Source organism: Pseudomonas sp. PGPPP1 (genome assembly GCF_002255865.1).
In the GTDB taxonomy this organism is placed as follows: Bacteria; Pseudomonadota; Gammaproteobacteria; order Pseudomonadales; family Pseudomonadaceae; genus Aquipseudomonas; species Aquipseudomonas cremoris.
In genome coordinates, this window is the sequence record NZ_NKIG01000018.1 from 86930 (window position 1) to 99653 (window position 12724).

Sequence of the window (12724 nt, forward strand, 5' to 3'; positions counted from 1 at the left end):
CGCCCCATGCTGCTGCATATTCCCGGCCTGTTCTCTCGTGAGGAAGTGCAGCGCATTCGCCAAGCGCTGGAAACCACCGAATGGGCCGACGGCAAAATCACCGCCGGGCACCAATCCGCGAAAGCCAAGCACAACCTGCAATTGCCCGAAGGCCACCCACTGGCCAAGGAAATCGGCGCAGCGATGCTCGAACGGTTGTGGAAAAATCCGCTGTTTATGTCAGCGGCGTTACCGAACAAGGTCTTCCCGCCGCTGTTCAATTGCTACACCGCCGGTGGCAGTTTCGATTTCCACATCGACAACGCCGTGCGCCAGGCACGGGGCAGCTTTGAGCGGGTGCGTACCGACCTGTCGTCCACCCTGTTCTTCAGCGACCCCGATGAATACGACGGCGGCGAACTGGAGATCCAGGACACTTTCGGCCTGCAGCGGGTCAAGTTGCCCGCCGGCGACATGGTGCTGTACCCCGGCTCCAGCCTGCACAAAGTCAACGCCGTGACCCGTGGCGCACGCTATGCCTCATTTTTCTGGACCCAAAGCCTGGTACGCGAAGACAGCCAGCGTACCCTGCTGTTCGAAATGGACGGTGCGATCCAGCAATTGACCGCCGACGTGCCCGACCACCCGGCGTTGATCCAGCTCACCGGCACTTACCACAACCTGCTGCGCCGCTGGGCTGAGGTCTGACATGGGCTTTTTGCTGCGTCGTGAAGAAGTGCTCAACGTCGAGCAGTTGCAAAGCATGCTGGATGAGTCCCCGGTGCGCGCTGCCCAGGCGATCTTGATGGCGGCGAAGGAGGGCGTGGTCGACGCCCAGGCGCTGCTCGGGCAAATCCTGCTGGAAGGCCGTGGCATTGCACGGGATGAAGCCTTGGCACTGCGCTGGTTCCAGATCGCGGCTCAAAGCGGGCACCTGATGGCACGCAATATGGCGGGGCGGTGCCTGGAGCATGGCTGGGGTTGCGCCACCGATGAGGCGGCGGCTGCACGGGAATACCGCGTGGCGGCTGAGGCGGGGTTGGATTGGTCGCAGTACAACTACGCCAATCTGCTTGCCACTGGGCGCGGTGTTGCAGAAGACCAACCGCAAGCCTTGACCTTTTATCGCTTGGCCGCTGAACAAGGCCACGCCAAGTCGATGAACCTGGTGGGGCGTTATCTGGAAGACGGCCGGTTCTGCCAACGGGACTTGGAGGCGGCCGTAGATTGGTATCGACGTTCAGCCGAAGGCGGGGATTTTCGCGGGCAGTTCAGCTATGCCGCAGTACTGGCGGACAAAGGCCGGGTCGACGTGGCGCTTGGGTGGTTGCGCAAGGCGTTGGTGGGAGGGAATTTGAAGTTCCTGCGTACGGCGTATAAGGCGTTGGCCGCGGCGAATGATCCGCAGGTTCGGGCGATGGCCGATGCCTATCAACAGCGCGCCATAAGCCTTTCTGAAGCCATTACCCTCTGACAGGATTGGGCACAAAAACTGACATTAGTTCTCTGGCGAAAGCAATTCGTGCTTAGTCATTATCGCGCCACACAAGCCCGCTTGAAGGTTAAGCGGGCTTTTTTATGGGTGTGTCTTGTGTGTAAAAACCATTGCCATTCGGCGGTGTGTAATATACACACTAGAGGGTGGAGCGATGAGAAGTCGAGAGGTGATAGAGCGGTTGGTAGCGGATGGGTGGTTTGAAGTGGCGGTGAAGGGCAGTCATCATCAATTCAAGCATCCGGTGAAGCAGGGGCGAGTTACCGTTCCTCATCCAAAGTCAGAGATCGCCAAGGGCACGCTGCATAGCATTTTCAAATCAGCAGGTATCAAGTGACGACCCCGCTTGATGAATTGGATGGGGTCCCAGTGGCACGTCCAAAGGAGGAACAATGAAATTTCCAGTGGTGGTACACAAAGACGCTGACTCGGATTACAGCGTGACTGTCCCCGATGTGCCGGGCTGCTTCTCGGCAGGTGGGACCTTTTCCGAGGCATTGGACAACATCCGTGAGGCGCTTTCGTTGCATCTGGAAGGATTGGTTGCCGATCAGGAGCAGCTTCCCCAAGCGCAGGAAGTCGATGCTCATCTGGATAACCCTGATTTTTCGGGGGGGGTATGGGCGATCGTGGACTTTGATCTCACACCCTACTTAGGTAAGTCAGTGCGCTTCAACGCCTCTTTGCCGGAACACTTGTTGCAGCGCATCGATGAGCGCGTACAAAAGGATCATCGCTACACATCGCGGTCAGGCTTTTTGGCGACTGCGGCATTGCGCGAGCTATCTGCGTAATGCAAAAACAAAGAAGCCCATGACACGTCATGGGCTTCTTCTTGCACCTTGCAGCTAAAAACTAACCGCTGCTCTTACACGTAAAACGACTTCAACGGCGGAAATCCATTGAACTCAACCGCGCTGTAGCTGGTGGTGTACGCACCCGTCGACAACCAGTACAAACGATCACCGATCGCCAGGTTCAGCGGCAGGCCGTACTTGTAGTTTTCGTACATGATGTCGGCGCTGTCGCAGGTAGGACCGGCGATAACCACTTCTTCCATCTCGCCTTTCTTCTCGGTCCAGATCGGGAACTTGATGGCTTCGTCCATGGTTTCGATCAGACCGGAGAATTTGCCCACATCCGTGTATACCCAACGCTCGACGGCGGTGCGGGATTTACGTGCTACCAATACCACTTCGCTGACCAGGATACCGGCGTTGGCGATCAGCGAACGGCCCGGTTCCAGGATGATTTCCGGCAGGTCGTCGCCGAAGTCTTCCTTGAGGAAGCGGATGATTTCTTCGGCGTAGGTTTCCAGGCTGTTGGTACGGGTGATGTAGTTGGCCGGGAAGCCGCCGCCCATGTTGATCAGCTTGAGGTGGATGCCGTCTTCTTCTTTCAAGCGCTCGAAGATCACTTTGACCTTGGCGATCGCTGCGTCCCATACGCTGATGTCGCGCTGTTGCGAGCCAACGTGGAACGAGATGCCGTACGGCACCAGGCCCAGGTCACGGGCCAGGATCAGCAGGTCCATGGCCATGTCGGTCTGGCAGCCGAATTTGCGCGACAGAGGCCAGTCAGCCGTGGTCGAGCCTTCGGTGAGGATACGTACATACACTTTCGAACCCGGCGCGGCCTTGGCGATGTTGCGCAGGTCGGCTTCGGAGTCGGTGGAGAACAGGCGCACGCCTTTCTCGTAGAAGTAACGGATGTCCTTGGATTTCTTGATGGTGTTGCCGTAGCTGATGCGGTCGGCGCTGACACCACGGTCCATCACCTTGTCCAGCTCGTAGATCGAGGCGATGTCGAAGCTCGAACCTTTCTCTTTGAGCAGGTCGATGATCTCGACCGCCGGGTTGGCCTTGACCGCGTAATAGACCTTGGCGAATTCGAAACCGGCGCGCAGGTCATCGTAGGCCTGGCTGATCATTGCGGTGTCGATCACCACGAACGGGGTTTCTTGCTTGTCGGCGAACGCCTTCATTTTGTCAAAAGTGGCGCGCGCGAAATAATCTTCGACCTGGATCGACATGCTGGGAACTCCTAAGGGCAAACTGTTTTAGTCAATGGGTGCAAATGAACGTCCTCCGTATCCCCACTTTGGTTCGCCTACTTCCCAAGGCATGTCGCCGAAAGCAAAAAGGCCATGGGATCTACCGCTTCCCTTGGCCTTGCTGTCTCGTCGTCAGTACTTGAGCCGGATGGATCGTTTCCAGCATGGACGTTCGGCGCGAACTTTAGGGCGTGAGGGGCTTGAGATCAACTAAAAATGTCGCGTTTTTGCACGCGTTCGTCGCGAGGACCCGTGCAGTTACTTATGTAACCGACAGGTGTGACGGATTGATGTTCCCCGGATGGGGAGAATTGGCTGGAAAAGTTGGCCCACTCGAAGGTCCGATTGAGGGGCCAGGCAGGTCACCACGACAGATGACGCGTACTCAACGAGGCTGAATGTTCAGCGTGTAGGTTCCCGTCAGGTGGGAGTAGGGAGAGTGGGGCGTAAACCGGCAGACGACGGTGATATTGGCCTGCACATTTTCCACTTTGACGTACCCATTCATCGCCGTTCCCGGTTGAGTCTGGACGGTGACATTTGGCGGTTTTGGCAGCGGGCTGACGAGGGTGAAGGTACCACCGCTTTTAACCACATTGTTTTGCGCATCCAGCAAATCTGCGATCGGAAATCTTTCGACTGTCGCACCTCTAACCGGCGTGATCGGGTTAGTGATTGCACTGATCCATATTTTCACGGCTTGGTCGGTCGACTCCAGGTCCGGTGCGTTTTCGCGGGGAGGTTCTGGATAGGGAAGGCTCATGGAATGCTCCTTTAAAGAGGGTGAGGTAAATAGCTACCGCAGTCAGTTAAAGGCATTCGAACGGTCGTGGAACCTGTGAACGTTAACAGTCTTCAAGATTCGATGGCTATATGAAGCCGTTTCGATAGAGCGTGAGCGTCCCGCAGCACAATGCCTTGGAACGCCCCGTGATTCACGCCAACGCCGTCTCGGCTGGCGACACGATACTGGTCTTGCCTCCACGAGACTTGCCAGAACTCAGATACTCCGCAATCGACTCCTGAGTGACTTCCCCGAGGAACACCCGCTCCGCGTCCATCACCGGCAACCACGAACGGTTGAACTCGTACATGCGCGACAGCAGGATGCGCAAATGCTCGTCATACGCCGCCGTGGCGTTGAACTCACGCAGGTACTGGCCGCAGGTGCCGGTCTGACGGTGCAAGTCGCGACGTCGTACGTAACCCAGCGCCTTATTCTCGGCGCAGGTCACCACCACATAGCGGCGGTCATGTTCGTCCATCAGTTCCAGCGCATCGGCCACCGGGGTTTCCGGGCTCACCGACGGCGCGTTGTCCGCCGCATCCTCGGCCTTCACCAGCAGCAGGCGCTTGAGGGTGCTGTCCTGGCCCACGAAGTTGCTGACGAATTCGTCGGCTGGGTGCGCCAGTAGCGTGTCTGGGTGGTCGATCTGCAGCAGCTTGCCAGCACGGAAGATGGCGATCTTGTCGCCCAACTTGATGGCTTCGTCGATGTCGTGGCTGACCATGATCACGGTCTTGTTCAGCGCGCGTTGCATCTCGAAGAACTCGTTCTGGATCATTTCGCGGTTGATCGGGTCGACCGCGCCGAACGGCTCATCCATCAACAGCAACGGCGCGTCGGCCGCCAACGCACGGATCACACCGATACGCTGTTGCTGGCCGCCCGACAGTTCACGCGGGTAGCGATGCAGGTACTGCTTGGGTTCCAGCTTGATCATGCTCATCAACTCGCGGGCGCGGTCGTGGCATTTCTGTTTGTCCCAGCCGAGCAGTTTCGGCACGACCACGATGTTTTCCTCGATGGTCATGTTGGGGAACAGGCCGATCTGCTGGATCACATAGCCGATGTTGCGACGCAGGGTCACTTCATCCAGGTCGGTGGTGTCTTCGCCGTTGATCAAAATCTTGCCCGAGGTCGGTTTGATCAGGCGGTTGATCATTTTCAGCGTGGTGCTCTTGCCGCAACCCGATGGGCCGAGGAATACGCAAATTTCGCCTTCGTTGACGGTCAGGCTTACATCGTTCACGGCGGTGACAGTCTTGCCGTTGCTTTGGAAGGTCTTGGACAGGTTTTGAAGTTCGATCATTTGAGCAATCCTTTTGGAGTCAGCGAGCGTTGCAGCCATTGCAAAAGCAGGTCGGCGAAGATGGCCAGGAGACTGACCAACACGGCGCCGACGATCAGCATCGACATGTCGCTGCGGCTGATGGAAGCCAGAATAAGTACACCCAGGCCACCGGCGCCGATGGTGGCGGCGATGGTCATCACACCAATATTCATCACCACGGCGGTGCGTACACCGGCGAGGATCACCGGCACGGCGATGGGCAACTCGACCATGCGCAGGCGCTGGCCGAAGGTCATGCCGATGCCGCGTGCGGCCTCGCGAATACCGGGTTCTACGCCGGTCAGGGCCAGGTAGGTGTTACGCATGATCGGCAAGAGGGAGTAGAGGAACACGGCGGTAATCGCCGGCATTGGCCCTAGGCCCTGGCCGAATTTGGAGTAGAACGGCAGCAGCAGGCCGAACAAGGCGATGGACGGCACGGTCAGCAGCACCGTGGCGCTGGCTTGTAGCGGGCCGGCCAACGTTGGGAAGCGGGTCATCAGGATGCCCAGGGGCACGCCAATCAGGATCGCAAGGATCACGGCGATGCCGACCAGGGTGATGTGCTGCCCGGTCAGGTGCAGGACTTGGGCCCAATCAAGATGGGAAAAGGCGTTCAAAAATTCCATGTCTTCTCCTCTTATTGGTTGATCGGATGTTGGCGCAGGAAGTCGGCGGCAACAGCGGAAGGGCTTTCATGGTCGACGTCGACCCGCGCGTTCAGCTGGCGCATGGTTTCGTCGTCGAACAGGGCGGCGAGCGGCTTGAGGTCGTCGGCCAATTGCGGGTGGGCGTCGAGATAAACCTGACGCACTACGGGCGCTGCGGTGTAGTCCGGGAAGTAGTGCTTGTCGTCTTCCAGCAGCTTTAACTTGAAGGCATTCAGACGACCGTCAGTGGTGTAGACCAAACCGGCAAACACTTGGCCGTTACGCAGGGCGGTGTAGACCAGGCCGGCGTCCATCTGCCGGGTGTTTTTGCGGGTCAGGTTCATGTCGTACAGCTTGACCATGCCGGCCAGACCGTCGGACCGGTTGGCGAACTCGGTGTCCAGGGCCACCAGGCGGTGGGGGTCGGCCTTGGACGCGACGGCTTGAGTCAGGTCGCTGATGCGATTGATCTCAGGATGTTCCTGGGCGACCTTCTCAGGCAGCGCCAGCGCATAGGTGTTGCTGAAGCGCGATGGCGAGAGCCAGACCAGGCCTTTTTTCGCGTCGAGCTCTTTCACTCGGGCGTAGGACTGTTCGCTGTCGAGCTTCTCGTCCACGTGGTTGTAGGCCACCAGCGACACGCCGGTGTATTCCCAGATCAAATCCAGCTGCCCGCTTTCCTGGGCACTGCGCGCCAGGTTGCTGCCCAGGCCGCCGGTTACGCGGGTGTCATAGCCCTTGGTGCGCAAGTATTGGGAGGTGATTTCGGCGAGCAGGGTCTGTTCGGTAAACACCCGGGCGCCGATGCGGATCACTGGTTTTTCGGCGGCTTGCGCAATGCCTGCAAACAGCAGGACGCAGCCTAGTATCAAGCTTAACTTTTTCATGTCGATTCCTTTGCCAAGCCTTAAGACGGACGCAACCCGCGTTCCAGCCAGAGGCGGCTGGCCATGGTCACCAGGCCGTCAAGCAGCAAGGCCAGCAACGCGGTACACGCGGCGCCCAGCAGCAATTGCGGCTGGTTGTTCAGAGCGATGCCGGGGAAGATCAGGCTGCCCAGGCTGTTGGCACCAATCAGGAACGCCAGCGGGGCGGTACCCACGTTGATCGCCAAGGCAACACGCACACCGCCGATGATGATCGGCACGGCGTTGGGCAACTCCACGCGAAACAGCACCTGGCGCGGCGTCATGCCGATGCCGGTGGCGGCTTCTTTCAGGGAGCCCTGAACGTTTTTAAGGCCTTCGTAGGTGTTGCGCACGATAGGCAGGAGGGAGGCGAGGAACAGCGCGAAGATGGCCGGGCCACTGCCGATGCCGAGGACGCCAAGGGCGATGGCCAATACGGCCAGGGGAGGGACGGTGTTGCCGATGTTGAAGATCTGCATGAAGCGTTCTGCGCGCCCGACCATGTGCGGTCGGCTGAGCAGGATACCGGCGGGGATGCCCACAACGAGGGCCGCCAGCATGGAGACTAGAACGAGGATCAGATGTGCTTGCAGGTAAAACAACAAATCGTCGCGGTACAGTTCGATCGTGTTGATGCCGATCCAGTGGACCAGCAGGGCCAGGAGCGCGACGACAACCGCGCCTCCTATCAGCCCTTTGCCATAGCGAATAGCCACAGGCGGACTCCTTTTTTCTTCTGTCGGCGAGCACATTCCTTCGTGGCATGCCATTCCTGGCTGTCTCTGAATGTGTTCGCGAAAAGCAGCTCGCCTCTACCGGCAACGCGGTAAAAGTCCGAGCCATGAGCGCAGCCTCGTCAGGCTAACTTGCTGATTTATCAGCCCCTGTTCCGAGTGCGATAGCAGGGGAGTGGACGTCTCGACCTTTTAAAAGGTTCCATACTTGGCAGCATTTAGCCACCCCTAATCGGGTGAACGGTGGTCTGGGGGCCTGGGATTACGCTATACTCGCCGCCCTTTTTTGACTCACCTGCCAGGCGATTTCCCATGACCCACCAGGCCGCCGAAGTCGCGAAACGCCGCACTTTCGCCATTATTTCCCACCCCGATGCCGGTAAAACCACCATCACCGAGAAACTCTTGCTGATGGGCAAGGCAATCGCGGTGGCCGGCACGGTGAAATCCCGCAAATCCGACCGCCATGCCACCTCCGACTGGATGGAAATGGAAAAACAACGGGGTATTTCCATTACCACGTCGGTCATGCAGTTCCCGTATCGCGACCACATGGTCAACCTGCTCGACACTCCGGGCCACGAAGACTTCTCCGAAGACACCTACCGCACCCTGACGGCAGTGGACTCGGCGCTGATGGTCCTTGACGGCGGTAAGGGCGTCGAGCCACGTACCATCGCGCTGATGGACGTGTGCCGTCTGCGTGATACGCCGATTGTCAGCTTCATCAACAAACTCGACCGCGACATCCGCGACCCGATCGAACTGTTGGATGAAATCGAAGCCGTCCTGAAGATCAAGGCCGCGCCGATCACCTGGCCGATTGGTTGCTACCGCGACTTCAAGGGCGTGTACCACCTGGCCGACGACTACATCATTGTCTACACCGCCGGCCACGGTCACGAGCGCACCGAAACCAAGATCATCGAAAAACTCGACTCCGACGAAGCCCGCGCCCACCTGGGTGACGAGTACGACCGTTTTGTCGACCAGTTGGAACTGGTGCAGGGCGCCTGCCACGAGTTCAACCAGCAGGAATTCCTCGACGGTCAACTGACCCCGGTGTTCTTCGGTACGGCCCTGGGCAACTTCGGCGTGGACCACGTGTTGGACGCCGTCGTTGATTGGGCCCCGCGCCCACTGCCACGTGTGGCCAACGAACGTACCGTTGAACCGGTGGAAGAGAAGTTCACCGGCTTCGTGTTCAAGATCCAGGCGAACATGGACCCCAAACACCGCGACCGTATCGCCTTCATGCGTATCTGCTCCGGCAAATACGAAAAAGGCATGAAGATGCGCCACGTGCGCACCGGCAAGGACGTGCGCATCGGCGACGCCCTGACGTTCTTCTCCTCCGAGCGTGAACAGCTCGAAGAAGCCTACGCCGGCGACATCATCGGCCTGCACAACCACGGCACCATCCAGATCGGTGACACCTTCACCGAGGGTGAAGCGCTGGGCTTTACCGGCATCCCGCACTTCGCCCCGGAACTGTTCCGCCGCGTACGCCTGCGCGACCCGCTGAAATCCAAGCAACTGCGCCAAGGTTTGCAGCAACTGGCGGAAGAGGGCGCCACCCAGGTGTTCTTCCCGGAGCGCAGCAACGACATCATCCTCGGCGCCGTGGGTGTGCTGCAGTTCGATGTGGTGGCCAGCCGCTTGAAAGAGGAATACAAGGTTGAATGCTCCTACGAGCCGATCACCGTGTACTCCGCGCGCTGGATCGATTGCAGCGATAAGAAGAAGCTGGAAGAGTTCTCCAACAAGGCCGTGGAAAACCTCGCGGTGGACGGCGGCGGTCACCTGACCTACCTGGCCCCGACGCGGGTGAACCTGGCGCTGATGGAAGAGCGTTGGCCGGATGTGAAATTCCGCGCGACCCGCGAGCACCATTAAGGTCTGAGCGGTAAAGAGAAGGGTGAAGCTGTGATGGCTTCACCCTTTTTCATGGGCGCAGCAAAACTAAATGTGGGAGCGGGCTTGCTCGCGAATACCGTGTGCCAGTCAATGCAGATGTGACTGACCCACCGCATTCGCGAGCAAGCCCGCTCCCACAATTTGATCTCCACTCGGCTTGGGATTGGCGAGAAGCGCGCGTCGGGTCTAGTTTTTACCCAACGACTGAGAAGGAGACCGTTGTGCTTAAACGCTTTATCCACCTGATACTGCTCGCCAGCCTGGCCCTGTCCGCCACACCGGTACTGGCCGACGCCGGGACGCCCCAGTGGAAAGACACCGGCCCCGTCACCAAGCGCAAGCAGAACGAGGTCAACTCCGGCAGTTGGAAGCCCCAGGCCCAGCCCGCGCCCAAGGAAGACGCCGAAAACCCCTACAACGAAGGCGAAGACAGCGAAACCTATGACGACGGCGATACCTGATCGGCGAGTGGCGCAAACCCTGGATTGGAACTAGCTTGATTGACAGCGACGGTCGAACGCCGGCGCATGTGATCCACTGACTGGACGGAAATCGACCATGACTATCTTTCAACGTTTGGTGCTGATGCTAAAAGTGCTGGTGATGTTATCGCTGGGAATTTCATCTGCATGGGCCAATACCGCTGTGCAGAGCCAGGCGCCGGGGTTTGTGGCGGCGAAGACGGCGCAGGTGGGCGGTTTGCAGTTGGCCAAGAGCGAGTCAGAGCCCGGAGATGAAGACCAGGGCGGCTCCAAGGATGATGACGACCAACAGGCACCACCGGATGACGATGACAGTGATGGCGACAGCGATACCTGATTTTCGGTAAAAAAACGCCCCATCTGCAGGACTGATGCGCAATCCGACGAATGGGGCGGTAGAACGCGTGCAATGCCCTGGGCTTAATCACCCAGGGCATTTTTGTTGCGGGTTACGCCACGAACTGCTCCGCGTAGTGGCAGGCCACTTGGCGGTTATCCAAGGCCCGCAGTTGCGGCTCCTCGGTGCTGCAGCGTGCTGTCGCGTAAGGGCAGCGCTTGTGGAACGCGCAGCCAGGCGGCGGGTTCAGCGGGTTGGGCAGTTCGCCGACGATCTTGATCTTCGGCTTGTTCGGGTCCGGGTGAATGGTCGGGGTGGCCGACAGCAGCGCCTGGGTGTAGGGGTGCAAGGGACGCGCGTAAATGTCTTCCTTGGGGCCCACTTCCACCGGGCGACCGAGGTACATCACCATCACGTCATCGGCAACGTGTTGCACCACCGCCAGGTTGTGGGAAATGAACACGTAGGCCGTGTTGAATTCCTGCTGCAGGTCCATGAACAGGTTGAGCACCTGGGCCTGGATCGACACGTCCAGCGCTGAGGTCGGTTCGTCCGCCACCAGCACTTTGGGTTGCAGCATCATGGCGCGTGCCAGCGCGATACGCTGGCGCTGGCCACCGGAGAACATGTGCGGGTAGCGCTGATAATGCTCAGGGCGCAGGCCCACCTGCTTCATCATTGCCTGCACTTTCTCGCGGCGTTCGGCGGCAGACAGGTCTGTGTTGATCAGCAGCGGCTCGCCGAGTTGATCACCAACTTTCTGTCGTGGGTTCAACGATGCGTACGGGCTTTGGAACACCATCTGCACGTCTTTGCGCAGTTGCTTGCGCTGGGCTTTGTCGGCGCCGGCGACTTCCTGGCCGGCGATTTTCAGAGAGCCCGACGACGGCTCTTCAATCAGCGTGAGCGCACGGGCCAGGGTGGACTTGCCGCAACCCGATTCGCCCACCACGGCGAGGGTCTTGCCGGCTTCCAACTCGAACGACACGCCATTAAGCGCACGTACCAACGCGTGGCCTTTGAACAGGCCACGGGACACTTCGTAGTGACGGGTGAGGTCGCGGGCGGTAAGAACGACGGCCATTACGCCACCTCCTGGTTCAAGGGGTAGAAGCAGCGCGCAAGGCTGTTGGTTTTCGGATCAAGGCCTGGGCGTTGGGCGCGGCAGCTTTCCTGTACGTACGGGCAGCGCGGTGACAGCAGGCAACCTTGCGGCCGGTCATAACGGCCTGGAACGATACCCGGCAGCGTGGCCAGGCGCGAGGCGCCCAGGCTGTGCTCGGGAATCGCCTTGAGCAGCGCCTCGCTGTAGGGGTGCGCCGGAATATCAAACAATTGCGGCACTTGGCCAACTTCCACCGCTTGGCCGGCATACATCACGCACACGCGCTGGGCGGTTTCGGCCACCACGGCCAAGTCGTGGGTGATCAACACCAGGCCCATGTTCTGCTCTTTTTGCAGGGCCAGCAGCAGTTCCATGATTTGCGCCTGGATCGTTACGTCCAGCGCCGTGGTTGGCTCGTCCGCGATCAGCAGTTTAGGCTCGCCAGCAATCGCCATCGCGATCGCCACGCGCTGGCTCATACCGCCGGACAGTTGGTGCGGGTAGGCATCCATACGGCTGGCAGCGCCCGGGATTTCCACTTTTTCCAACAGTTCGATGGCACGCTTGCGTGCTTGTTTGCCGGACATTTTCAGGTGCAGGCGCAGCACTTCTTCAATCTGGAAACCCACGGTATAGCTGGGGTTTAGCGCGGTCATCGGGTCTTGGAACACCATCGCCAGATCTTTGCCGACGATCTGGCGGCGTTGACGGTTGCTCAGCTTGAGCATGTCCTTGCCGTCGAAGGTCAGCGAGTCGGCGGTGACGATGCCGGGGTGCTCGATCAGGCCCATCAGCGCCATCATGGTCACGGATTTACCCGAGCCCGACTCGCCAACGATTGCAAGTACTTCGCCTTTGTCGACCGACAGGTCCAGGCCATCGACCACCGGCACGGCGGTCTTGTCGCCGAAGCGGACGTTGAGATTCTTGATTTCTAACAGTGACATGGG

General features: G+C 59.3%; 15 protein-coding genes. 7 read left to right on the forward strand and 8 right to left on the reverse strand.

All coding sequences use genetic code 11. From position 1 onward, the window contains the following. The first annotated feature begins 6 nt into the window (after nucleotides 1–6). From CFE47_RS19835 to CFE47_RS19850, 4 genes are all read left to right on the forward strand, one after another. A complete protein-coding gene (locus CFE47_RS19835; RefSeq protein ID WP_286839679.1) occupies nucleotides 7–687 on the forward strand; it encodes a Fe2+-dependent dioxygenase in 681 nt (226 codons plus the stop codon). 1 nt (nucleotide 688) lies between these two features. After that, on the forward strand, nucleotides 689–1453 hold the full coding sequence (locus tag CFE47_RS19840) for a tetratricopeptide repeat protein (RefSeq protein WP_286839681.1): 765 nt from the start codon (nucleotides 689–691) through the stop codon (nucleotides 1451–1453). A 175-nt stretch (nucleotides 1454–1628) separates the two neighbouring features. Further along, a complete protein-coding gene (locus CFE47_RS19845) occupies nucleotides 1629–1811 on the forward strand; it encodes a type II toxin-antitoxin system HicA family toxin (protein ID WP_286839683.1) in 183 nt (60 codons plus the stop codon). 55 nt (nucleotides 1812–1866) lie between these two features. Next, nucleotides 1867–2268: a type II toxin-antitoxin system HicB family antitoxin gene (locus CFE47_RS19850; RefSeq protein ID WP_286839685.1), complete on the forward strand. Its 402-nt coding sequence runs from the start codon at nucleotides 1867–1869 to the stop codon at nucleotides 2266–2268. Between the two features lie 74 nt (nucleotides 2269–2342). Here the strand turns inward: CFE47_RS19850 and CFE47_RS19855 are convergent, their stop codons facing one another. The 6 genes from CFE47_RS19855 to CFE47_RS19880 all read right to left on the reverse strand — a co-directional run bounded on the left by CFE47_RS19855 (nucleotide 2343) and on the right by CFE47_RS19880 (nucleotide 7951). Then, complete coding sequence (locus CFE47_RS19855) at nucleotides 2343–3506, reverse strand: type III PLP-dependent enzyme (RefSeq protein ID WP_016986476.1); 1164 nt, start codon at nucleotides 3504–3506, stop codon at nucleotides 2343–2345. A gap of 406 nt (nucleotides 3507–3912) precedes the next feature. Beyond that, entirely contained in the window at nucleotides 3913–4290 is a 378-nt protein-coding gene (locus CFE47_RS19860; RefSeq protein WP_286839688.1) for a hypothetical protein, read from the reverse strand. 172 nt (nucleotides 4291–4462) lie between these two features. Next, nucleotides 4463–5620 carry an osmoprotectant ABC transporter ATP-binding protein OsmV gene (locus tag CFE47_RS19865; RefSeq protein ID WP_003171711.1) on the reverse strand — a complete coding sequence of 386 codons (1158 nt, stop codon included), beginning with the start codon at nucleotides 5618–5620 and terminating at the stop codon, nucleotides 4463–4465. Next, a complete protein-coding gene (locus CFE47_RS19870; protein WP_016971596.1) occupies nucleotides 5617–6270 on the reverse strand; it encodes an ABC transporter permease in 654 nt (217 codons plus the stop codon). Before CFE47_RS19870 ends, CFE47_RS19865 begins: the two co-directional genes overlap by 4 nt. A gap of 11 nt (nucleotides 6271–6281) precedes the next feature. Next, the gene (locus tag CFE47_RS19875) at nucleotides 6282–7178 is read right to left on the reverse strand and encodes a glycine betaine ABC transporter substrate-binding protein (RefSeq protein ID WP_286839691.1); all 897 of its coding nucleotides are present in this window, start codon (nucleotides 7176–7178) and stop codon (nucleotides 6282–6284) included. 20 nt (nucleotides 7179–7198) lie between these two features. Continuing rightward, nucleotides 7199–7951, reverse strand: a complete 753-nt coding sequence (locus CFE47_RS19880) for an ABC transporter permease (RefSeq protein ID WP_376750095.1) — start codon at nucleotides 7949–7951, stop codon at nucleotides 7199–7201. A 294-nt stretch (nucleotides 7952–8245) separates the two neighbouring features. On the opposite strand from CFE47_RS19880, the gene CFE47_RS19885 reads away from it, so the two are divergent. From CFE47_RS19885 to CFE47_RS19895, 3 genes are all read left to right on the forward strand, one after another. Next, complete coding sequence (locus CFE47_RS19885) at nucleotides 8246–9829, forward strand: peptide chain release factor 3 (protein WP_185708324.1); 1584 nt, start codon at nucleotides 8246–8248, stop codon at nucleotides 9827–9829. 242 nt (nucleotides 9830–10071) lie between these two features. Continuing rightward, nucleotides 10072–10311 carry a hypothetical protein gene (locus CFE47_RS19890; protein ID WP_286839694.1) on the forward strand — a complete coding sequence of 80 codons (240 nt, stop codon included), beginning with the start codon at nucleotides 10072–10074 and terminating at the stop codon, nucleotides 10309–10311. A gap of 97 nt (nucleotides 10312–10408) precedes the next feature. Next, entirely contained in the window at nucleotides 10409–10669 is a 261-nt protein-coding gene (locus CFE47_RS19895; RefSeq protein WP_286839696.1) for a hypothetical protein, read from the forward strand. A gap of 112 nt (nucleotides 10670–10781) precedes the next feature. Here the strand turns inward: CFE47_RS19895 and CFE47_RS19900 are convergent, their stop codons facing one another. After that, nucleotides 10782–11753 carry a peptide ABC transporter ATP-binding protein gene (locus tag CFE47_RS19900; protein ID WP_185708327.1) on the reverse strand — a complete coding sequence of 324 codons (972 nt, stop codon included), beginning with the start codon at nucleotides 11751–11753 and terminating at the stop codon, nucleotides 10782–10784. Next, complete coding sequence (locus CFE47_RS19905; protein WP_185708328.1) at nucleotides 11753–12721, reverse strand: ABC transporter ATP-binding protein; 969 nt, start codon at nucleotides 12719–12721, stop codon at nucleotides 11753–11755. Before CFE47_RS19905 ends, CFE47_RS19900 begins: the two co-directional genes overlap by 1 nt. Nucleotides 12722–12724 lie beyond the last annotated feature (3 nt).

Coding starts and splice junctions, on each gene's coding strand:
- CFE47_RS19865 (WP_003171711.1), bottom strand. CDS start 5,620: ATGATCGAACTTCAAAACCTGTCCAAGACCTTCCAAAGCAACGGCAAG.
- CFE47_RS19905 (WP_185708328.1), bottom strand. CDS start 12,721: ATGTCACTGTTAGAAATCAAGAATCTCAACGTCCGCTTCGGCGACAAG.
- CFE47_RS19835 (WP_286839679.1), top strand. CDS start 7: ATGCTGCTGCATATTCCCGGCCTGTTCTCTCGTGAGGAAGTGCAGCGC.
- CFE47_RS19870 (WP_016971596.1), bottom strand. CDS start 6,270: ATGGAATTTTTGAACGCCTTTTCCCATCTTGATTGGGCCCAAGTCCTG.
- CFE47_RS19855 (WP_016986476.1), bottom strand. CDS start 3,506: ATGTCGATCCAGGTCGAAGATTATTTCGCGCGCGCCACTTTTGACAAA.
- CFE47_RS19840 (WP_286839681.1), top strand. CDS start 689: ATGGGCTTTTTGCTGCGTCGTGAAGAAGTGCTCAACGTCGAGCAGTTG.
- CFE47_RS19850 (WP_286839685.1), top strand. CDS start 1,867: ATGAAATTTCCAGTGGTGGTACACAAAGACGCTGACTCGGATTACAGC.
- CFE47_RS19895 (WP_286839696.1), top strand. CDS start 10,409: ATGACTATCTTTCAACGTTTGGTGCTGATGCTAAAAGTGCTGGTGATG.
- CFE47_RS19845 (WP_286839683.1), top strand. CDS start 1,629: ATGAGAAGTCGAGAGGTGATAGAGCGGTTGGTAGCGGATGGGTGGTTT.
- CFE47_RS19875 (WP_286839691.1), bottom strand. CDS start 7,178: ATGAAAAAGTTAAGCTTGATACTAGGCTGCGTCCTGCTGTTTGCAGGC.
- CFE47_RS19900 (WP_185708327.1), bottom strand. CDS start 11,753: ATGGCCGTCGTTCTTACCGCCCGCGACCTCACCCGTCACTACGAAGTG.
- CFE47_RS19885 (WP_185708324.1), top strand. CDS start 8,246: ATGACCCACCAGGCCGCCGAAGTCGCGAAACGCCGCACTTTCGCCATT.
- CFE47_RS19860 (WP_286839688.1), bottom strand. CDS start 4,290: ATGAGCCTTCCCTATCCAGAACCTCCCCGCGAAAACGCACCGGACCTG.
- CFE47_RS19880 (WP_376750095.1), bottom strand. CDS start 7,951: ATGTGCTCGCCGACAGAAGAAAAAAGGAGTCCGCCTGTGGCTATTCGC.